Genomic DNA, 19,836 nt, shown 5'->3' with positions numbered 1-19,836 from the left:
CTCGAGACGCGGCGGACACGATGGACCGGTCCGGAATTCCGTCGCGGAGGTGGCGCGTGAAACAGGCATTCGAGCAGCTGGCTGTCGCGGGCGGCAGCCCGGAGTTCGACCGCGCGATCTACTTCGGAGTCCCGAACGTCGGCGACCGGAGAGCGTTTTCCGCGCGGGTGGACCAGATCTTCGACTCGCGGCGGCTGAGCAACGGCGGCCCGATGACCGAGGCGCTCGCCGACCGCGTCCGGCAGAGCGCGGGCGTGCCCGGCTGTGTGCTCGCCTGCAACGCGACTTCCGCGCTGCAGCTGGCGATTCGCGGATTCGGGCTGACCGGCGAGGTGATCGTCCCGTCGATGACGTTCGCCGCGACCGCGCACGCGGTGTCGTGGCTCGGGCTCACCCCGGTGTTCTGCGACATCGACCCGGTGACCCACAACATCGATCCGGCACAGGCCGAGCGGCTGATCACGCCGCGCACCAGCGCGATCATCGGCGTCCACCTGTGGGGACGGCTGTGCGACGTCGGGGCGCTGGAGGCGATCGCCGCCCGGCACGGCCTGCGGCTGCTGTTCGACGCGGCGCACGCCTACGGCTGCTCCCGGGACGGCCAGCCCACCGGAAGCGGCGGCGACGCGGAGATCTTCTCCTTCCACGCCACCAAATTCGTCAACGCCTTCGAGGGCGGCGCGGTCGTCACCCGCGACCGGGAAGCCGCAGAGCGGATGGCGGCGATGCAGAACTTCGGGATCGTCGGCGGCGACACCGTGGGCTATCTCGGGACCAACGCCAAGATGAGCGAGATCAGCGCGGCGATGGCACTGACCTCTTTGGACAGCATCGACGATTTCGTCAAGCACAACCAGCGCAACCACGAATGCTACGCGGCCTTGCTGAACGGACTGCCCGGAGTCGATTTCGTCCGGTACGACGACCGCGAGGACAACAACTTCCAGTACGTGGTGCTGACCGTCGACGCCGAGGGAGCCGGGATCTCCCGCGACCGGCTGCTCGAGATCCTGGCCGCGGAAAACATCCACGCGAAGAGGTATTTCTCGCCGGGCTGCCACCGGATGCCGCCCTACGCCCCGTCCGCGCCGCTGCCGCACACCGAATGGCTGGCCGACCGCGTGCTGGCGCTGCCGACCGGAACCGCGGTAAGCCAGCAGGACGCGCTGCGGATCGGCAGCATCGTCCGCACGGCGCTGGGCGCGGCCCCGCTGGCCTGACGCGTTCCGCGGGGCCGGGTTCGCCGGTACGCCGAACGCCCAGCCCCGCTCACCTGACCCGCGCTTCGGTCCGGCCAACCCCCTGGACCGTCCCCTTCCGCAGGCCCGGATTCGCCAAGTGCACCGCCCCAACGCCCAACCCCGCCCGCCTCACCCGTGCCTGGTCCGGCCAACCGCCTGGCCCGACCCGTTCCGCAGGCCCGGGTTCACCGGCGCTCCGCTCCACCGTCCAACCCCGCTCTCCCCGTCCACACGCGAAAAATCCGGCCCGGCAACCGCCAGGCCGGACCCCGCCGTGCCCATCAACCCCGGCACCACCGCAACCCCGCGCGGCACCGGCCCGAACCTCAGTAATTCACCGCGACTTGAGCGGCTCCCACCACGCGCGGTTCTCCCGGTACCACCGCACCGTCTCGGCCAGCCCGTCGTCGAACTTCACCCGCGGCGCGTAGCCCAGCTCGGCGGTGATCTTCGCGATGTCGACCGAGTACCGCCGGTCGTGCCCCAGCCGGTCCTCGACCCGGTCGACCCGGTCCCAGCCCGCCCCGGCCGCCGCCAGCAGCCGACCGGTCAGGTCCAGGTTCGTCAGTTCCGTGCCGCCGCCGATGTGGTAGACCTCGCCGGGGCGGCCGTGCTCGGCGACCAGTTGGATTCCCTGGCAGTGGTCGTCCACGTGCAGCCAGTCCCGCACGTTCCGCCCGTCGCCGTACAGCGGCACACGCCGGCCGTCGAGCAGGTTCGTCAGGAAGCGCGGAATCACCTTCTCCGGGAACTGGTACGGCCCGTAGTTGTTCGAGCAGCGGGTCACGCACACCGGCAGCCCGTAGGTGCGGAAGAACGACCGGGCGAGCAGGTCGGAGGACGCTTTCGAGGCCGAGTAAGGGGAATTCGGCTCCAGCGCGTGATCTTCGAGCCACGAGCCGTCGGCGATCGAGCCGTACACCTCGTCGGTCGACACGTGCACGAACTTGCCGGTTCCCGCGGCCAGCGCCGACTGCAGCAGGTTGTGCGTCCCGAGCACGTTCGTCCGCACGAAATCCGCCGAAGCCGCGATCGAACGGTCCACATGCGACTCGGCGGCGAAGTGCACCACCAAGTCCACAGTGGACATCAGGGCGGGCATCAGCTCGGGATCGCAGACGTCCCCGTGCACGAACCGCAGCCGCTCGCTTCCCGCCACCGGCGCGAGATTCGCCTTGTTCCCGGCGTAGGTGAGCTTGTCGAGCACGACCACCTCGGCGTCGGCCAGCGCGGGATACGCCCCGCTCAGCGCCTGCCGGACGTAGTGCGATCCGATGAACCCGGCCCCGCCGGTGACCAGCACGCGCATGCCGCACTCCTACCAGCACAGTGAACGCAGCGCCGCGATCAAGCTCCGCGCCTGGACATTGACGTAGTTGCTGTGCCGCAACAGCTCGGCGAGCCTGCCGAGCGGGATCCAGCGGTAGCCCGGCGGGACGTCGCCGGGATCGTCCTCGACGATCAGGTACCGGTTCTGCGCGTGATAGAACCGGCCGCCCTCCTCGGATTGCATGCTGTCGAAGCGGATCCGCTCCGGAGGCAGGGAGTCCAGCCGGTCGAGGAACGCGGGCCGGTGCTCCGCGGGCACGTCCGCGTAGTTCTCCGCCGTGCACTGGATGGTCGGCCCCAGCTCGACGATGTCGAGGCACCCCGCTTCGACGCGCGCCTGCACGAGCAGCTCGGCCGTTCCGTCGACCACCCTGGCGAAGAACGCCACGATCCCGTTGGCGCACGGCGCGATCAGCGGCTGCGACCACGTGGTGACCTCCCGCGTCCCCGCGGCCACCGAAACGCCGACGATCTCGAAGTACTTCCCGCTCTCGTGCCGGATCGCCAGGTCGTCGAAGATCCACCGGTCGATCTTGCGCAGCGGGACCAGCGCGGCCGACACGTCGCGCCGCGCCTTCACCTCGGTGAACCAGCTCAGCAGCTGGATGACCGCGTCGGCCGACCGGGATTCGGCGGCCAGCGACCGCGCCAGCGCGCGGCCGAACGGCGTCGAAGGCGTGCCGGAGTAGGGCATGCACGACAGCACGGTGCGCGAATCCATGTTGACGAAGTTGTCGATCTTCATCAGCTCGGCGATCTGGTCGAGCCGCAGCCACGTGAATCCGGGGTGCACCTCGACGTCGTCGAAGACCTCGACGATCATGTTGCGATTGCGCTTGTGGTAGAACCACGCGCCCTGCTCGGATTGGAGCACGTCCGCGACGACGGCGCCGCGGCCGGGGCCGGCGAAGTACTCGAGGTACTTCGTCGGCGCTCCTTTGTGGACGCGGGAGTAGTTGCTCTTCGTCGCCTGCACGGTCGGCGAAAGCTGGAGTTCGTTGAGGTTTCCCGGCTCCATCTTCGCCTGCATCAGGCAGTGCGGCACCCCGTCGAAATGCTTCACGAGGATCCCGAGTATCCCGATCTCCGGCTGGCTGATGATCGGCTGGTTCCACTCCGGGAAGTATTCGCTGTCGGTGCGGACGCGCAGTCCTTCGACGGAGAAGAACCGCCCGGAATCGTGCACCAGGTTGCCGGTTCCGGTGTCGAAGGACCACGCGTCGAGTTCGGCGAGCGGAGTCCGTTCGACCCGGAACCCGCCCGCGTCGGCTTGCCGGTTCCAGTCGGCGAGGAACGCGCCGAGATCGACGCGTGGTCCTCCGCGTCGCAAGGATCGGACCATCTTCGGCTCCTTTGGACGGTGTCTGCCGACACCCTCCCGCGGCCCGCTCGACGCGTCCTTGAGCAGTCGTCCCGGCGCGGTCCCGCCCGGCTCAGCCGCGCATCACGGTCAGAATCCCCGCGAGGTCGCTGCCCGTCAGCCCGAGTCCCTTGACCAGAAAGGTGAAAAGGTCGCCGTAGTCCTTGCGCACCTGATCGCGCGCGGCGTCGAGGTACTGGACGAAGCAGTACACGCCGCCGAGGGACACATTGGACAGCAGGTACTCCGCGTTGATGTCCGCACGCGAAACCCCCAGGAGCGCGTGCAGGATCGCGACCAGCCATCCGGACCGGTGCGCGCCGGCGGAATCGTGGAACAGCAACGGAACATTGCCCGACGAGGCGATCCGCTTGAGCGTGCGCGCGAACGCCGCCCGCGACGCCGGACTGGTCACATAGGACACATAGTTCGCCTGCGTGGCCGGATCGGGCTGGCCCGGCGGGGGCACTTCCATCGCGGACACCGCCGCGGCCTGTTGCGCGGCCCCGTAAATCGGCTCGGACACGTAGGTCACGCCGCCGGGCAGCACGTCCGGCCCGTAGTACTGCAGTTCGATCGGCGTCCGGAAGTCGATGGCGTACTTGAGATTCAACGCGGCGAGCTGTCGCGCGCCCGCCGAGGTCACTTGCGACAGCGTGCCGCCGCGGTACACCTTGCGCAGCGCGACGGTGCCCACCGCACAGGAGTATCCGCCGATGTCCCGGATGTTGCGCGCACCGTCCACGACGATGTCCTGATGCGCGGTGTCCGCACGTGCGATTCCCGGCAGCAGCAGCGCTCCCGCGGCCGCCGCCCCCACCCCCATGAACGACCGCCTGGTCAATCCTGTCATTCTCACTCCTTCACCCGTTCGGACTCCCCGAAGGTGCGAAGAAGGTAAACCGGACAGGTCGACCGGCGCTCGATATTCGTCGATTCAGTCCCGGATCAGCCGGTTCTGCCGGTTCAGGCGCGGCGGCGGCCGCTGTCGAACCAGGCCTTGGCCCGTCCGTTCGCCCAGATCAGCACGCCGACCGGGAGCAGCAGCCCGAACAGCGAGACCGGCTTGAGGGTCACGGCGAACTCGGTGAGCGTGATCAGCAGGACCACCGTCATCAGGATGTTGACCTCGACGCGCCGGCCCCAGCCGTGCTTGATCCGCACGGTGGTGATGACGCAGCAGACGCCGAAGGCCACCGAAAGGATCGACCAGATCTTCGAGCCCTCGCCCGCCACGCCCGCGAGGATCGTGAGCGCCCCCGCGCACAGGGTCAGTGCTTTCACGAGCCGGACCGAACCCGGTGCCTCAACACTGGAAGAAAGTTTCATGCTGGAAGGATATCAGCTCCAACAGCTACCCGCGAGCAATAACTTCGGTCACCCCTAGAGCAGAGTCGGACACGAGGCGTCATTCCGGCGCCCGGCGAGCCGCTCCAGATCGCCGACCAGGTCGTCCACCGACGGCAGCACGTGCGAATACCGCTGCAGCGCCCGCGCGCGGCTCCGGTATCCGGGATCGGCCAGCACCTTGGCGCAGGCCGCCGCCAAGTTTTCGACACTTGCTTCCGCCGGGGAAACGACCTCCGCGACCCCCGCCTCGGCCAAGCTGGCCAGGTTGTGCCGGTGGTCGCCGGCGATCGGCACCCCGACCATGGGAACGCCCAGGTGCAGCGCCTCCTTCACGCTGTTGAGCCCGCCGTGGGTGACGAACAGGTCGCACGAGCTCAGCATCAGCGGCTGCGCCACGAACGTAGTGACCTGCACGTTCTCAGGAGCCGGATAGCGCGCGGGGTCCCGCCCCGAGCCCACCGCCACGACCGCCTGGCAGTCCAGCCCGCCCAGCGCCTCGATCACCGAGCGGACGAATCCGCCCGCGCCGGGCAGGTCGTAGACCACGGTGCCGAACCCGGCGAACACTGTCCGCTTCGCGGGGTCCAACGCGGCCGCCCACTCCGGCATCCGCTCGCCGGGGCGTTCCGAGCTGCGGTGCTGGTAGCAGCGGACGTTCGGCAGCGCCAGCTCGGCCGCGCCGAACTCCGGCGGCAGGAAGCTGACGTGCCCGTGCCGGTACAGCCGCGCGGCCTCGGGATCACTGTCGAGGCCCAGCTCGCGGCGGCTTTCGTCGAGCTTCGCCGCCACTCGCGCCGGAGCGGCCACATGCGGGCCGCCGAAGGACGCGACCGACACGTGCGGCACGCCCATCGCCTCGGCCGCCAGGTAGCCGCCGTACTCGTCCAGCTCGCGGACGACCAGGTCAGGGGGCTCGGCGAGCGATTCGGTAATAGCCCGCGCCGACTTGACCGCGGCCGAGCCGAGATAGAGATCGACGACCGGGTCCTCGATGCCCGCGTAGGCGTCGGCGGCCTCGGCGAACGGCAGGTGGAAGTAGCCGCGGGGCAGCAACGGCACCACCTCCGGGGTCCAGTCGTGGCCCGCGGGAAGGAAGTCGAAGCCGTACCCGGTCACCTCGTCGCGCAGCCGCTCCGCCGAGCACACCGTCACCCGGTGCCCGCGCCGCTGAGCCGCGTGCGCGATCGGGACGAGGGGACGCAGATGCCCGCTGGCCGGCTGCGTGGTGAAGAGGATGTCTAGTGCGGTCATGGCCCCAGCGTGCGCGCGCCGCCTCAGGGGAAGCTCAAAGTTTCTCGGCCATTCCACCACTGCGGTACTACTTAGAACGCTAATACTTGCACGGCGGTAGTTCTTCTGCCATCCTGAGCGGGTGAATGACGCAACAACGGACGATCTGCTGCTCCTCACGCGCTCGCTCTCGACGATCAGCACGATCCTGCAGCGGGGCCAGCGGCGGGCACTGGACCCGACCCGCTTCGGGCTGTTCCAGCTGGCCATGGAGAGGCAGGCCATCCGGCCCTCGGACGTGGCCAAGGAACTGCAGGTGTCCGCGTCCTCGGTGACGCGGGCGGCGCAGGCGCTGCAGGACGAGGGCAAGATCGTGATGATCGACAATCCCACCGACCGGCGCGGCTACCTCATCTCGCTGACCGACGAGGGCCGCGAGGAACTGCTGGAGGTCGAGCGGCGCGGCGTCGAGTTCTTCCGCGCCGAACTCGCCGAGTGGGACTCCGACAAAGTGCACATCCTCGGCTTGCTGCTCACGCGGCTGGTCGAAACCCTCAGCAGCAGGCACGAGCAGCGGCGACAGGAGCGCGAAGCCTCCGGGCAGCTCGGCGTCTGAACACCAGAACTTTTCGAAAGGCCAGAAATGTCCGACAACCAGCCCGGCGTCCAAGAAAAGGCGAAGGACTCGCGCGCGAAGTTCCTCCTTCCGCTGCTTCTCGACGTCGTCGCCCCGGTCGCGCTCTACTACATCCTGCATTCGATGGGCGTCAACGACGTGCTGACGCTGAGCATCGCCGGTCTCATCCCGGCGGTGCGCGTGCTCTACACCGCGATCACCGCGCGGAAACTCGACAGCCTCGCCGTGCTCGTGCTGCTGATGGTCGTGGCGAGCCTCGCGCTCACCCTGGTCACCGGCAACGCGAAGTTCGTGCTGGCCAAGGAATCCTTCTTCACCGGCGCGGCGGGCATCTGGTGCTTCGTCACGCTGCTCGCCGAAAAGCCGATCATGTACTACGCCGCCCGTCCCTTCGCGACCCGCGGCAAGGCCGCGCGCGAGCGGCTGTGGGAGCCGACGTGGCGCGAATCGCGCGAGTTCCGCTCGTTCGTCAAGCAGATCACCATGGCGTGGGGCGTGATGTTCGTCGTGGACGCGGTCGCGCGCATCCTCGTCATCCAGTCGATGAACGTCGACAAGGCGGTCTTCGAGTCCCAGCTGCCCGGCATCGTGCTGTTCATCGGCACCCTGGCGTTCACCCGCCGGACCGGGTCCAAGATCCGCAAGCTGCTCGACGCGCGCATCCCCGAAGCGCAGTGACATGACGCTGACCGCGATCAAAGCCGACCGCCTGCACAAGAAATACCATTCGCCGCGCGGGGACGTCACCGCGGTGCACGAAGTCAGCATCGACGTCCCCCGCGGCGAGTTCTTCGGCGTGCTCGGCCCGAACGGCGCGGGGAAATCGACCACGATCGGCATGCTCACCACGCTGGTCCGCCCGAGCGGCGGCAGCGCGGAGGTCGCCGGATTCGACGTCCGGCGCGACCCGGAGCAGGTGAAGCGCCGGATCGGCGTGGTGTCCCAGGGCAACACACTCGACCGGAAGCTCAACCTCGCGGAGAACCTCGAATTCCGCGCCCGGTACTTCGGGCTGCCCGGCCCGGCCGCCCGCGAGCGCGCGGGGCAACTGCTGGAACTGCTCGACCTCACCCGCCGCGGCAACGCCATGGTGGACGAGCTGTCCGGCGGGCAGGCGCGGCGGCTGATGGTCGGCCGCGCGCTGGTGCACAGCCCGGAGATCCTCTTCCTCGACGAGCCGACCGCGGGCATCGACCCGCAGGCGCGGGCGAACCTCTGGGACGTGTTCCGGCGGCTGCACTCCGCGGGCGTCACGATCGTGCTGACCACGCACTACCTCGAAGAAGCCGAGGAGCTGTGCGACCGGATGGCGGTCATCGACCAGGGCCGGGTGCTCGCCGTGGACGACCTCGCCGGACTGACCAAGCTCGCCAACGCCGAAAGCGTGGTGAGCGTGACGTTCGACGGGCCCGCGCCGCGGGCGGCGGACTTACGGGCCCGGCTGGGCGACCGCCGGTTCGAGGTGGACGGGGACCGGGTGCAGGTGTTCACCGCCGATGCGAACGGCGTGCTCGGCGAACTGGTGAACCTCGGCTCCCGCGCGGAGCTGACCGTGCGCGACGCCTCGACGGTCTCGCCCTCGCTCGAGCACGTCTTCCTCGCCCTCACCGGAAGGGAGTACCGGGAATGACCGACCTCGTCCTCGCCGACCGGGCGGCGCTGCCGGAGCCGACCGCGCTGCGCGCGATGCGCGGCATGCTCGCCCGCGATTTTCGCGTGCTGCGCAAGGACATCGTCACCTTCGTGGCGCGCACCGCGATCCAGCCGCTGCTGCTGTCGTTCGTTTTCGCGGTGGTGCTGCCCGCGATCGGGTCGGCGGTCGGCGCGGGCCGGTCGTTCTCGTCGGTGCTGCTGCCGGGGCTGATCGCGAGCACCACCATCCTCAATGGACTCACCGGCGTCACCATGTCGCTGCTCAACGAGCTTTCCTACACCAAGGAGATCGAGGACCGCGCGCTCACGCCGGCGTCGGTGCGGATGCTCGGGGTGGAGAAAATCCTCTGGGGCGCGGTGCAGAGCCTGGTCTCCGGGCTGGTCGTGGTCCCGGTCGCGCTGCTGGTGCACGCGCCGGGCCAGGGGCCGTCCGTCGACATCACCGATCCGGCGCTGCTGATCGCGCTGGTGCTCCTGCTGCCGCTGCTGGCGTCGAGCATCGGGCTGCTGCTCGGTTCCGTTCTCGACGGCCACAAGTTCAACGTGCTCATCTCGTTCATCATCGTGCCCGCCATGATGCTCGGCTGCGTGTACTTCCCGTGGGCGGCGCTGGGGGCGCTGCCGTGGCTGCAGGTCGTCGTGCTGGTCAACCCGATCGTGTACGCCAGCGAAGGACTGCGCGCGGCGTTGATCTCCGGGACCCCGCACATGCCTGTGTACGTGATCCTGCCGGTGATCATCGGCGGCATCATCGGCACCGCCTGGGTAGGGCTCCAGCGTTTCGAGCGGCGGGTCATCAAATAGGAAAGGGCTGCCGATGACCTACGTCGACATCGACGACCTCGGCGCACCGGAGCTTCCGGACCGGCTGCGCGCGTGGGCGGAACGCCAGGACCGCGAAGAAGCACTGGCCGGGCTCGATCCGGAATCGTTGCTGGCCCGTGCCGCCGAACAGGCGGGCGCGGACGATTTCGGCGACGACTGGTTCCGCGAGCCGCTGGCAGCGCTGTGCCAGTCGCTGCGGACCGAGGCGGGGCTCAGCGCGTTCGGCGCGCTGGCGCAGCAACAGCAACTGCTGCAATTGCTAAGCGGCAGGCTGCGCGTGGAACAGCTGTACGCGAAGCATCCGGAGATCGCGGACGTGCCGCTGCCGGAACCGATCGTGGTCGCCGGGCTCCCCCGGTCCGGCACCACGTTCCTGCACAGCCTGCTTGGTGCCGACGAACGGATGCGGCTGCTGGCCGACGACGAGACGACCGGGCCGCCGGAAGCGGACGCGGGGGCGCCGTCCGGGCATTACGACCAAGTGCTGGAAGCCGGGCTGCCGCACATGAAACGCATGCTGCCGGTGGACGAGGAGAGCGCTCAGGAGGAAATCCGGCTGCTCGGGCTGAGCTGCGCTTCGGTGCTGTTCGAGACCCAGGTGCCGCTTCCGTCCTATCGGGACTGGTACCTCCGCACCGATCAGACGCCCGCTTACCAGTACCTCGCCCGCACGCTGCGCGCGCTGCACTGGCTTCGCGGCGGCGGCCGCTGGGCGCTCAAGACCATGCAGCACGTCGAGCAGATTCCCGCGCTGCTGGCCGCGTTCCCGGACGCGGTGGTGGTGCGCACGCACCGGGACCCGGCGGCGGTCGCGGTCTCGATCGCCACGATGCTTTCCTACGGCCAGCGCCTCATGACGGCCGAGGTGGACCCGGCGCGGGTCGGCGGCTACTGGGCGGAGCGGGTCGCCGGAATGACGGATCGCTGCGTGGAAACACGTTCGGCGCCTTCACGGGTGGTCGATGTGACGCTGGCCGAGATCCGCGACGATCCGGACGGCGTGGTGGACCGGATCTACGCGGTCGCCGGGCTGCCGATGACGGAGCAGGCGAGGGAAGCGATGGCCCGGCTGCGTGCCGAGCGGCATCCGCACCGGTTCGGGCGGGTACGGTACGACCCGGCGGTGCTGGGGATCGACCCGGCGGCGATGCGGGCGCGCACCGAGCGGTACCGCGCCGAGTTCGGGGTCCCGGCGGAAGGCTGATCCTCCAGTCCGTCGCGAGCGGGCCGTGGTTTTCTCGGGCTCCGACGCGAAACGAGGTGGGCGGATGAGTCGTACGCTGCGCGGCCCCCGGGTCAGGTATCCGCTCGGCGGCCGGGTGGACCGGCTGGTGGCCCGGTGGGCCTCGGCGACCCCGGACGCGACCGCGCTGCTCTGGCGCGGCTCCGAGATCACCTATCGCGAACTGGTCGGCGACGCCAGGCGCGTCGCGGGGTCGCTGGCCGAGCGCGGAGTACAGCCGGGCGACATCGTCGCGGTGCGGTTGAGCCGAAATCCGTCGATGGTGGCGGTGCTGCTGGGTGTGTTGATGACCGGAGCCGCGTACGCGGGTGCCTCGCCGCAATGGCCGCTGGCTCGGTTCCGACAGATCGTCGCGGCGACCGGCGCTCGTCTGTCCATTGAGGACAGTGATGTTCCCGGCCTGCTGCATGGCACGGAATCCGGCCCGGTTCCCGGCGACGGATCCGCCGCGTGCAGCGTGTTCTTCACCTCCGGAACCTCCGGCACTCCCCGCGCGGTGCTGTCGCCGCACCTCGGCACCGCGCGGATCGCTCTCGACCCCATGTTGGATTTCCGTGCGGACACCCAGATCCTGCACATCTCGCCGCTGGGCTGGGACGCGCCGTCGGTCGAGATGTGGGGGCCGCTGATCAACGGAGGGAGCTGCGATCTCTTCGACGGCACGCATCCGACGTCGCGGGACCTGGCGGCGTCGATCGCGCGCGGGACGAACACGGTGTTCCTCACGACAAGTCTTTTCAACGCCATCGTCGACGAAGACCTCGGCAGTCTCTCCGGCTTGCGGCACCTGATGACCGGCGGCGAACGGATCTCGCCGCGGCACGTTTCGCGGGTGCTCAACGAGCATCCCGGGCTGCGGCTGTCGCATGTGTACGGTCCGGTGGAGAGCACGATCTTCGCCACCGGCGCGGACTTGCGGCCCGGTCCGGACTTGCCGATCGGCAGTCCGATGGCCAACACCGGCGTTCACCTGATCGACGGGGAGATCGCGATCTCCGGCGACGGGCTGGCGCTGGAGTACCTCGGCGCGCCCGAGGAGACCGCCGCGAGTTTCGTCACGCTGCGCTCGGGCGAGCGGGCCTATCTCACCGGCGATCGCGCGACGGTCGGCGAGGACGGCCTGCTGCGGTTCCTCGGCCGGGCGGACCGGCAGTTCAAACTGCGCGGCGTGCGGATCGACCCGGCCGAAATCGAAGCGGCGATGGCGGAGACCGAGGGGGTGCGACGGGCGGCTGTCGTCGCGCTGCCGCTCGGCCAGGTCGCGAAGCGGGAGTCGGTAGGCTTCTTCGTGGGCGACGCCGATCCGCAGGTGGTGCGGAAACGCCTGGCTTCGCTGTTCCCGGCGGCGTGCGTGCCGGGCCGGATGTTCGCGGTCGAGGCGCTTCCGTTGAACGCCAACGGAAAGGTCGACGCCGCCCGGCTGGCGGAGCTCGCCGCCGCGCCGGATTCCGGTTCGCGTGCGGCGCGGACCGGCGATCCGCGGCTCAACGCCGTCGTCGCAGCCGCGGCCGACCTCCTAGAATGCGAGGTCGGCGCGGACAGCGACCTGCTGGCGCTCGGCGCGGACTCGATCGTGGTGATCCGCCTCGCCAGCCGGCTGCGGGAGATGGGGGTGACGGCCGGTCTCGTGCTGGCCCACCGGACTCCCCGTCTCATCGCCGAGAACGCCCGCCCCGACTCCGCGCCGCGGACTCCGCAGAAGCGCTCGCCGCTGCTCACGCACGGGATTCCGACGACGCAGTACCGGATGTGGTATCTCAGCCAAACCAGCCCGTCAGCCCGGGACCTGGTGAACCCGCTGCTGTTCCGCCTGGACGGCCCGGTGGACGTGCCCGCGCTGCGAGCGGCCGTGCGCACGGTCGTGCGACGCCACGCCGCGCTGCGCACCCGGCTGATTTCCGTCGACGACAAGACCATCGAGCCCGTTGCGGTCGCCCCGGACGACGTCCCGGACCTGCTGGAGACAGGCGCGGATCTCGAGGAGTTCTTCAGCCGCCCCTTCGATCTCCCGTTCCGCGCGGCGCTGACCGGCGACCGGCTGGCCCTCGCCGTGCACCACACAGCTTACGACGGCTGGTCCGAGGAAATCCTGTGCCGGGAACTTTCGGCCGCGTACGCGGGCACGCCGCTGCCGCCGGCTCCGCTGAGCTTCCAGGACGCCGCCCGGCTGCAGCGTGAGCAGATCGAGGGACGGATCGACGGGGATTTCTGGCTGGACCACCTGCGCGACGTCCCGGAGCTTCCGCTGCACTCGCAGAAAGTCGACGGCCCGGGACCGCTCGGCGAGGTACCGGTGCGGCTGCCCGCGATTCCTCCCGAAGCCTTGCGGAAGACCGGCGCGACCGCGACCGCCTTCTACCTCGCCGCCTGGATCCAGACGCTGCGCGCGGCGAGCGGCAGCGAAGACTTCGCCGTCGGGATGCCGATGGCCGGGCGCATCATCGAGGAAGCGTCCGACGTTATCGGGTGTTTCGCCTCGTCCGCAGTGCTGCGCTTCGCTCCTTCGGCGGACTCGCTGGTCGACCGTGCCCGGTCGCTGCTGGAACGCGTCCTGACCGACCAGTTCGTGCCGCTGGAGCGGTTGTACTGGGAACTGCGTCCCGAGCCGGGGCGGAATCCGTTCTGCCAGGCAGGTTTCGTGGTGCAGCACGGCGCTCCGGCTTCGCTGCCGGACCTGCCGGTGACGCGGCTGCGGGTGCCGCAGCGGAACTCGATGTTCGAACTGGCCCTGGTGCTGTGGCCGGGTTCGCCGCGGGACTGCCATCTCTGGTACCGCACGGATCTCTTTCCGGCCGGACTCGCCCGCGACCTGGCAGCGGAGTGGACGCGGGCGCTTGCGCGGCTGCTGGCCGCCGGGTGACAGTTTCCGGCTGGTCGAAGGGAAACCGCTGCGACCCGCTCCAGGGAGAAATCCGTTTCCGCCAATCTGGATTCGCAAGTGGGCGCATGGGACGCACCCAATGCCACATCGCGGTTTCCTCAGCAGGCGGACGCGGTGCCCGGCGGTCCACGACGCGAACGTCCGTGAGGGCCACCTTGAGGGAATCTGATTCCCTCAAGGTGGCCCTCACGGACCTCCCAGCCACCACCCGCCCCAAGCCCCGACGACGCTCCCAGCCCCCCGCCCCGAAACTCCCGCCCGCCCAACGAAATTCCCCGGCTGGTCAGGGGAGGAGACCAGCCGGGGAATGCGGGAACCGGGCAGTCAGCGAAGGATCTCCACTGTGCCCGCGTCGCCGTTCACGGTGACGATCTGCCCGGTGCGCAGCACCTCCGTGCCGTCGCCGGTGGCGATCACGGCGGGGATGCGGTACTCGCGGGCGATGATCGCCGGGTGGGAAAGCAGGCCGCCGGTGTCCGTGATCAGCGCGCCCACCTTCGGGAACAGCAGCGACCACTGCGGAGTCGTCTCCGGGCAGACCAGGACCTCGCCCTCGCGCAGCTCGTCGAACTGGTCCTCGCCGAGGATCACGCGCACCGGGCCGGTGTACTCCCCAGGCGAGCCCGCGACGCCGGCGAGGTCGCCCGTCGCCGAGGAAGCCGCAGTCGCGTTGCCGCGGCCGTAAATCCACATCAGCACCGTCATCGGGTGGCGGACCTGCTCCGGAAGGTGCTGCAGCCACGCGGGCGGCTCGTCGGAGTCAGAAGAGGGCGCCGGGTCCGGGCCGTAGTGCAGCGGGCCCCGGTTCCGCACCGCCCAGGTGTAGCGCGCCCGGCGCTCGCCGAGGACCTCGCGAGCGGGAACGGCGCCGTCGCGCAGCGCGGGAACGAGTTCCTCCACTTCGAGGAAGAACACCTCGTCGGGGTCCGAAAGCAGGCCGCGCGCGGCCAGCCGGACACCGAATTCCCGCACGGTGTAACGGAAAAGCCCGCGGGTGGTGGCGATCAGGAAAGCCTTGTCGTCCCGCGAGGGCTGGGCGCGCTCGGCGCGGGCGAGCAGATGTTCGAAGCGGCCGATCGCGCCGGGGTTCTTGTCGCGCAGCAGCGCCAGCGCCTCGTCGACCACGCCGCGCCGGGTTTCGGCCGACGACTCCGCGGCGGCCTGCGCGTCGTATCCGCCGGTCACCTGGTCGACCAGCAGCCGCAGCACCGTCCACTGCTGCTCCGCCAGCGTCGGCTCCGAAATGTCGACGCCCATCACGCGATGGCAGTACCGGTCGACGTACGCCGCCCACCGCTTCGCGAGTTCCGGGTCGAGGCCGGCCAGCGCGGCCGGGACGTCCAGCGCGGCGGACACCTCCAGCTCGGCCAGCCGTTCCGCCAGCTCCGGCTTCGAGCGCACCCAGCTCGCGATCTCGGCCAGCGCGAACGCCGGCTCCGTGGTCATCCCCGGCAGGCCGATCACGGCTTCCAGCGACCGGGGCAGATCCCAGCCGAGCTCGTCCCGGCAGAACAGGCCGAACTCCCCCATCAGGTACAGCCCGGCCGACCCGATCCGGAAGTGCACGGTGAACAGGTCGTCGACCAGTTCCCGCACGACGCCGAGCTGGCCGGTCAGCGCGGCGTCGTCCGCGCCGGCCAGGTCGAAGCGGCGGAATTCCCCGATGCGGCCGGTGAATTCCGCGCGCCACTCGCTGTACCAGCGCTCGATCGTCGCGCCGTGATCGTCGCGCTCCACCGCGGCGGCCACCGCGTCCAGCCGCGGCCCGAACTCGTCCGGGGCCAGTTCGATCAGCTGCGAATACGGCCATCCGCCGATCTGCCGGTACTCCAGGCCGTTCGCCATGCCGTAGTCGGCCATCCCGCGCGTGGACCGGTTCAGCACCGGCTGGAATTCGCTGACCTGCAACGGTTTCCACGGCCGGGTCGAGAACATGTCGCGCGTCCAGCGGCCCGGCGGCACCTCGATGCGGATCGGCGAAACCGCTTCCGGCTCGTCAGGCAGCGTGGTGATCGGGCGGGCCTGCACCAGCCAGATCCGCTCGCCGTCGAAGGCCCACTCGATGTCCTGCGGCTGCCCGAAATGCCGCTCCGCCGTCCTGGCCAGCTCCGCGACCTCGGCGATCCGGTCCGCCTCCAGCGCGTCCTCACGGCCCGATTTCCGCTCCGGGGCTCCGCCGGCGACGACCCATTCGTCCGGGGACGCCTGCCCGGAAACCAGCCGCTCGCCGAGCCCGCGCACCGCGTTCACCACGACCTCGTCGCGCCGTCCGGTGAGCGGGTTCGCGCTGAACGCCACGCCCGCCGCGACCGCGGGCACCATCTGCTGCACCACCACGGCCATCGCGCTCTCGCCGTCCGCCCCGTGCGCGCGCTGGTACTCGCGGACGTGCGCGGAACTCGCCGACGCCCAGCAGGTGCGCAACGCATCTTCCAGCGCCGCCCGGCCGCGCACGTTGAGCACGGTCTCGTACTGTCCCGCGAACGAACTGCCCGCCAGGTCTTCCTTCACCCCGGACGACCGCACCGCGACGTCGGCGTCGCCGAGCGCGGCGGCCAGTTCGTCCAGCGCCGCAGCCACGTCCGCGGGCAGCGGCACGGTCGGATAGTCCGTTCCGGCCTCGGCCACCCGGAGCTGGGCGTCGGTGGTCACGACGCGGCCGGGCGGCACCGGCAGCCCGGCCCGCAGCATCTCGCCGAGGAAAGCGGCCTTGCGCCCTACGCGCGCGGTGTCGTCGGTCCCGGCCAGCTCCAGCGGCTCGACATAGCGGTTCACCGATCCGTCGGATGATTTCATAACGGTAGTATCTCCCAAGATCGTCCGGTGCGCAACCGCGACCGCCTTACTGCCGTGCACCTCTGTATATCGCATCGCGCACGAGGCCGGCTTGAGCACTTTCGCCCGCCGAAATACTTCCAATTCGGTAGCTTATCGGTCATTGAGTTCGGCTCGAGACGGCCGCCGCACGATGGGCCGGGTCGAGACGAAAGGCGGTGCCGCGATGCGGATCCTGTTCGCCACCTGGGCGTGGGGGTCGCACTACTACCCGATGGTGCCGCTCGCCTGGGCCGCCGCGGCCGCCGGGCACGACGTGCGGGTCGCCAGCGCGCCCGCGTTCTCCGAAGTGATCGTGCGCTCCGGCCTGCCCGCGGTGGAGATCGGCAAGGACGTCGACGTGCCGGCGCTGATGCGCGAACGCAAGGCGGGCGCGATCTCGCGGCCCGGCGACGCCAGCCGCGAGCAGCGGGCGAAGGAAGGGATCTCCATCTTCGCCGACGTCGCCGAGCGGATGGCCGACGACCTCGTCGCCTTCGGCCGGGCGTGGCGGCCCGACCTGGTGGTGTTCGAGCCGACGACGTTCGCCGCGCCGCTGCTCGGGCAGGTGCTCGGCGTGCCGTCGGTGCGGCACCTGTGGACGGTCGACTTCACCAGGGACATCGACCTCTTCGAGGAAGAACTGCTCGGCCCGCTGGCCCGCAAGTTCGGCCTCGACCGGGTGCGCGCGCTCGGCGATCTCACCGTCGATCCGTGCCCGCCCCGGCTCCAGGCTCCGAAAGCCGTGCCGCGCCAGCCGATCCGGTACGTCCCCTACAACGGCCCGGCCACGGTGCCCGGCTGGCTGAACACCCCGCCGGACCGCGACCGCGTGTGCGTCACCTGGGGCACCTCGCTGGCGCGGATGGGACTGGGCGCCGACACCTTTCGCGTGCCCGCCCTGCTGGAAGTGCTCGCCGAGCAACCCGTCGAGGTGGTCGTGACGCTCGTCGAGGAACAGCGCGCGCTGCTGAAAACCGTGCCGGGCAACGTGAAAATCGTCGACCCGGTGGCGCTCAACCTCCTGTTCCCGACGTGCGCCGCGGTGGTGCACCAGGGCGGTGGCGGCACCATGATGACCGCCGCCGTGCACGGGCTGCGCCAGCTCGCCGTCCCGCAGCTGCCCGACCAGATGCTCAACGCGCGCACCCTGGCGGGCACCGGGGCCGGAGCCATGGTGAGCGGGCTGGACTTCGACCCCGAATCGTTCGGCCGCGAGCTGAGCCGCGTGCTCGAAGACGGCGCCGTCGGCGCGCAAGCGGCGGCGCTGGCCGGGGAAATGGCGGACCGGCCAGGAGCTTTCGAAGTCGTCTCGACGCTGGAACGCCTGAATCTGGAGGAATGATGCCGACTCTCGCCCTCGACGAACTCAAGACGATCCTCTACGACGTCGCAGGCGACGGCGAGGAGCCGATCTCGCCGGACAACCTCGACGTCGCCTACGGCGACCTCGGGTACGACTCGCTGTCGGTCATGGAGCTGAGCGTCCAGCTCAAGCGGCGGTACCAGGTGGTGCTCCCGGAGGAGCTGGTCACGCCCGAGCTGACGCCGCGCCGGACCCTCGCGCTGGTCAACGAAGCCCGGCAGGGGGTCGCCTGATGGCCGCGCGGACGGAGAACACCGTGCGCATCGACGCGCCGCTGGACCTGGTCTGGGACATGACCAACGACATTCCTTCGTGGACCGAGCTGTACAGCGAGTACGCCGAAGCGACGGTCCTCGAACAGGACGGGAACCGGATCGTATTCCGGCTGACCATGCACCCGGACGAGAACGGCAAGCAGTGGTCCTGGGTGTCCGAGCGGGTCGGCGACCGCGAACGCGGCGTCGTGCACGCTCGCCGCATCGAAACCGGGCCGTTCGAGTACATGAACATCCATTGGTATTACTCGGATTCCGGCGACGGCGGCGTGCGGATGCGCTGGGTGCAGGAGTTCGAGATGAAGCCCGACGCGCCGGTCACCGACGAGCAGATGGCCGAGCGGATCAACCGCAACACCCCGGTGCAGATGGCCCGGATCAGCGAGCGGGTCGAGGCGGCCGCGAAGGCCGGGGCGCGGTGAACCACGGGCTCGCCGTGGCGGGGGTGCTTCTGCAGGGTCTCGCCTGCGGGGTCATGCTCGCCACCGCGATCGGGATCTTCCCGATGATGCAGCGGATGTCCTTCGGCCAGTACGCCGCGTCGGTGCGGCTGCTCTGGCCGCGGTTCGACCCGGTCATGCCGATCCTCAACGTGTCGGCGACCTTGGTCAACACGGCGCTGGCCATCACCGCGGAAAGCGTTCTCCCGCGCGCCTTGTTCGGTTCGTCGGCCCTGTTCCTCGTCGTGGTCATCGTGATCTCGGTGGTGAAGAACGTGCCGATCAACAAGGCGGTCAAGGCGCTCGACCCCGACGATCGGCCGGACGGCTGGGCCGACCCCCGCCAGTCCTGGCGCAAATGGAACCTCATCCGCACCTCGCTGGCCGTCAAGGCGCTGGCGACGACTGTCGGCGGCGCCGTCGCGCTCGGCATGGCGTGACCCATTCCAACGAAAGGATCGCAGTGGACCTCAGGCTCACCGGAAAGAACGCCGTGATCACGGGCGGCACCAAGGGAATCGGCAAAGCGATCAGTCTCGCCTTCGCCAGGGCGGGCGCACGGGTGCTCGCCTGCTATCACAGCGACCACGACGCCGCGGAGAAGCTGCGCGTCGACCTCGGTTCCGAAGCGGGCCACCGGGTCGTCTCGGCCGATGTGTCCACTCAGGACGGAGTAGCGTCCCTTGTGGACACCGCGAAGTCGGAGTTCGGCCGCATCGACCTCATCGTGCACTGCGCCGGGGTGATCAGCCACGTCCCGTTCGGCGAACTGGACCTGCCGGAGTGGCGCCGGATCGTCGACACGAACCTCACCGGCGCGTACTCGCTGGTGCGCGACAGCCTGCCGATCCTGTCCGACGGGGCCGCGGTGTCGTTCATCGGCTCCGGCTCGGCGTTCAACGGAGTGCCGGAGCGCGCGCACTACACCGCGTCGAAGGCGGGCCTGACCGGGCTGTGCCGGTCGCTGGCCAAGGAGTTCGGCCCGCGCGGCATCCGGTTCAACGTCATTTCCTCCGGCATCGTGCAGACCGAGAAAGCGGTGCCGGAGAAGACGGTCAAGTCCTACACCCAGCGGATCCCGCTCGGACGGCTCGGGCGGCCCGAGGAGGTCGCGGCGGTCGCGACGTTCCTCGCCAGCGACGCGGCGAGCTACGTCAACGGAGCCACGGTCTCGGTCGACGGCGGGATCTGA

The 19,836-nt window shown here is 69.9% G+C and carries 18 protein-coding genes; 12 read left to right on the top strand and 6 right to left on the bottom strand.

What is annotated here, in order from left to right:
• Positions 1–56: 56 nt before the first annotated feature.
• Positions 57–1,220, top strand: coding sequence for an aminotransferase class I/II-fold pyridoxal phosphate-dependent enzyme (locus ACZ63D_RS21200; protein WP_465356032.1), 1,164 nt, complete (start codon positions 57–59; stop codon positions 1,218–1,220).
• A gap of 355 nt (positions 1,221–1,575) precedes the next feature.
• Here the strand turns inward: ACZ63D_RS21200 and rfbB are convergent, their stop codons facing one another.
• The 5 genes from rfbB to ACZ63D_RS21175 all read right to left on the bottom strand — a co-directional run bounded on the left by rfbB (position 1,576) and on the right by ACZ63D_RS21175 (position 6,531).
• The gene (gene rfbB, locus ACZ63D_RS21195) at positions 1,576–2,550 is read right to left on the bottom strand and encodes a dTDP-glucose 4,6-dehydratase (protein WP_465356031.1); all 975 of its coding nucleotides are present in this window, start codon (positions 2,548–2,550) and stop codon (positions 1,576–1,578) included.
• A 9-nt stretch (positions 2,551–2,559) separates the two neighbouring features.
• Positions 2,560–3,912, bottom strand: coding sequence for an NDP-hexose 2,3-dehydratase family protein (locus tag ACZ63D_RS21190; RefSeq protein ID WP_465356030.1), 1,353 nt, complete (start codon positions 3,910–3,912; stop codon positions 2,560–2,562).
• A 91-nt stretch (positions 3,913–4,003) separates the two neighbouring features.
• Entirely contained in the window at positions 4,004–4,783 is a 780-nt protein-coding gene (locus ACZ63D_RS21185) for a tyrosine-protein phosphatase (RefSeq protein WP_465356029.1), read from the bottom strand.
• A gap of 113 nt (positions 4,784–4,896) precedes the next feature.
• Entirely contained in the window at positions 4,897–5,259 is a 363-nt protein-coding gene (locus ACZ63D_RS21180; protein ID WP_465356028.1) for a hypothetical protein, read from the bottom strand.
• Between the two features lie 54 nt (positions 5,260–5,313).
• A complete protein-coding gene (locus ACZ63D_RS21175; RefSeq protein ID WP_465356027.1) occupies positions 5,314–6,531 on the bottom strand; it encodes a glycosyltransferase in 1,218 nt (405 codons plus the stop codon).
• 121 nt (positions 6,532–6,652) lie between these two features.
• On the opposite strand from ACZ63D_RS21175, the gene ACZ63D_RS21170 reads away from it, so the two are divergent.
• From ACZ63D_RS21170 to ACZ63D_RS21145, 6 genes are all read left to right on the top strand, one after another.
• Positions 6,653–7,126, top strand: coding sequence for a MarR family winged helix-turn-helix transcriptional regulator (locus tag ACZ63D_RS21170; protein ID WP_465356026.1), 474 nt, complete (start codon positions 6,653–6,655; stop codon positions 7,124–7,126).
• Between the two features lie 27 nt (positions 7,127–7,153).
• Positions 7,154–7,825: a VC0807 family protein gene (locus tag ACZ63D_RS21165; RefSeq protein ID WP_465356025.1), complete on the top strand. Its 672-nt coding sequence runs from the start codon at positions 7,154–7,156 to the stop codon at positions 7,823–7,825.
• A 1-nt stretch (position 7,826) separates the two neighbouring features.
• Entirely contained in the window at positions 7,827–8,777 is a 951-nt protein-coding gene (locus tag ACZ63D_RS21160) for an ABC transporter ATP-binding protein (protein ID WP_465356024.1), read from the top strand.
• Positions 8,774–9,604, top strand: coding sequence for an ABC transporter permease (locus ACZ63D_RS21155; RefSeq protein ID WP_465356023.1), 831 nt, complete (start codon positions 8,774–8,776; stop codon positions 9,602–9,604). The genes ACZ63D_RS21160 and ACZ63D_RS21155 overlap by 4 nt, the downstream gene beginning before the upstream one ends.
• A gap of 13 nt (positions 9,605–9,617) precedes the next feature.
• Positions 9,618–10,829 (top strand): sulfotransferase family protein, encoded by a 1,212-nt coding sequence (locus ACZ63D_RS21150; protein ID WP_465356022.1) that lies wholly within the window; start codon positions 9,618–9,620, stop codon positions 10,827–10,829.
• Positions 10,830–10,893: 64 nt separating this feature from the next.
• On the top strand, positions 10,894–13,728 hold the full coding sequence (locus ACZ63D_RS21145; RefSeq protein WP_465356021.1) for an AMP-binding protein: 2,835 nt from the start codon (positions 10,894–10,896) through the stop codon (positions 13,726–13,728).
• Between the two features lie 345 nt (positions 13,729–14,073).
• Here ACZ63D_RS21145 and ACZ63D_RS21140 read toward each other — a convergent pair whose 3' ends face one another.
• Entirely contained in the window at positions 14,074–16,545 is a 2,472-nt protein-coding gene (locus ACZ63D_RS21140) for a PEP/pyruvate-binding domain-containing protein (protein ID WP_465356020.1), read from the bottom strand.
• Positions 16,546–16,687: 142 nt separating this feature from the next.
• On the opposite strand from ACZ63D_RS21140, the gene ACZ63D_RS21135 reads away from it, so the two are divergent.
• Genes ACZ63D_RS21135 through ACZ63D_RS21115 form a run of 5 tightly spaced genes read left to right on the top strand, consistent with a single transcriptional unit; the run spans position 16,688 to position 19,836 of the window.
• Positions 16,688–17,908, top strand: a complete 1,221-nt coding sequence (locus ACZ63D_RS21135; protein WP_465356019.1) for a nucleotide disphospho-sugar-binding domain-containing protein — start codon at positions 16,688–16,690, stop codon at positions 17,906–17,908.
• Positions 17,908–18,162 carry an acyl carrier protein gene (locus ACZ63D_RS21130; protein WP_465356018.1) on the top strand — a complete coding sequence of 85 codons (255 nt, stop codon included), beginning with the start codon at positions 17,908–17,910 and terminating at the stop codon, positions 18,160–18,162. The genes ACZ63D_RS21135 and ACZ63D_RS21130 overlap by 1 nt, the downstream gene beginning before the upstream one ends.
• Positions 18,162–18,626, top strand: a complete 465-nt coding sequence (locus tag ACZ63D_RS21125; protein WP_465356017.1) for an SRPBCC family protein — start codon at positions 18,162–18,164, stop codon at positions 18,624–18,626. Before ACZ63D_RS21130 ends, ACZ63D_RS21125 begins: the two co-directional genes overlap by 1 nt.
• Positions 18,623–19,084, top strand: coding sequence for an anthrone oxygenase family protein (locus ACZ63D_RS21120; protein ID WP_465356016.1), 462 nt, complete (start codon positions 18,623–18,625; stop codon positions 19,082–19,084). Before ACZ63D_RS21125 ends, ACZ63D_RS21120 begins: the two co-directional genes overlap by 4 nt.
• 23 nt (positions 19,085–19,107) lie before the next feature.
• Positions 19,108–19,836 (top strand): SDR family NAD(P)-dependent oxidoreductase, encoded by a 729-nt coding sequence (locus tag ACZ63D_RS21115; RefSeq protein WP_465356015.1) that lies wholly within the window; start codon positions 19,108–19,110, stop codon positions 19,834–19,836.

The organism is Amycolatopsis sp. NPDC104775, from assembly GCF_055583325.1.
The sequence above is the reverse complement of the archived record's forward strand: the minus strand, read 5'-3'. Positions and strand labels throughout refer to the sequence as shown.

What these genes read in the sequence shown, in the direction of transcription:
- rfbB (WP_465356031.1), bottom strand. Translation starts at nt 2,550, where the DNA reads ATGCGCGTGCTGGTCACCGGCGGGGCCGGGTTCATCGGATCGCACTAC.
- ACZ63D_RS21125 (WP_465356017.1), top strand. Translation starts at nt 18,162, where the DNA reads ATGGCCGCGCGGACGGAGAACACCGTGCGCATCGACGCGCCGCTGGAC.
- ACZ63D_RS21185 (WP_465356029.1), bottom strand. Translation starts at nt 4,783, where the DNA reads ATGACAGGATTGACCAGGCGGTCGTTCATGGGGGTGGGGGCGGCGGCC.
- ACZ63D_RS21150 (WP_465356022.1), top strand. Translation starts at nt 9,618, where the DNA reads ATGACCTACGTCGACATCGACGACCTCGGCGCACCGGAGCTTCCGGAC.
- ACZ63D_RS21130 (WP_465356018.1), top strand. Translation starts at nt 17,908, where the DNA reads ATGCCGACTCTCGCCCTCGACGAACTCAAGACGATCCTCTACGACGTC.
- ACZ63D_RS21145 (WP_465356021.1), top strand. Translation starts at nt 10,894, where the DNA reads ATGAGTCGTACGCTGCGCGGCCCCCGGGTCAGGTATCCGCTCGGCGGC.
- ACZ63D_RS21180 (WP_465356028.1), bottom strand. Translation starts at nt 5,259, where the DNA reads ATGAAACTTTCTTCCAGTGTTGAGGCACCGGGTTCGGTCCGGCTCGTG.
- ACZ63D_RS21175 (WP_465356027.1), bottom strand. Translation starts at nt 6,531, where the DNA reads ATGACCGCACTAGACATCCTCTTCACCACGCAGCCGGCCAGCGGGCAT.
- ACZ63D_RS21165 (WP_465356025.1), top strand. Translation starts at nt 7,154, where the DNA reads ATGTCCGACAACCAGCCCGGCGTCCAAGAAAAGGCGAAGGACTCGCGC.
- ACZ63D_RS21160 (WP_465356024.1), top strand. Translation starts at nt 7,827, where the DNA reads ATGACGCTGACCGCGATCAAAGCCGACCGCCTGCACAAGAAATACCAT.
- ACZ63D_RS21155 (WP_465356023.1), top strand. Translation starts at nt 8,774, where the DNA reads ATGACCGACCTCGTCCTCGCCGACCGGGCGGCGCTGCCGGAGCCGACC.
- ACZ63D_RS21140 (WP_465356020.1), bottom strand. Translation starts at nt 16,545, where the DNA reads ATGAAATCATCCGACGGATCGGTGAACCGCTATGTCGAGCCGCTGGAG.
- ACZ63D_RS21190 (WP_465356030.1), bottom strand. Translation starts at nt 3,912, where the DNA reads ATGGTCCGATCCTTGCGACGCGGAGGACCACGCGTCGATCTCGGCGCG.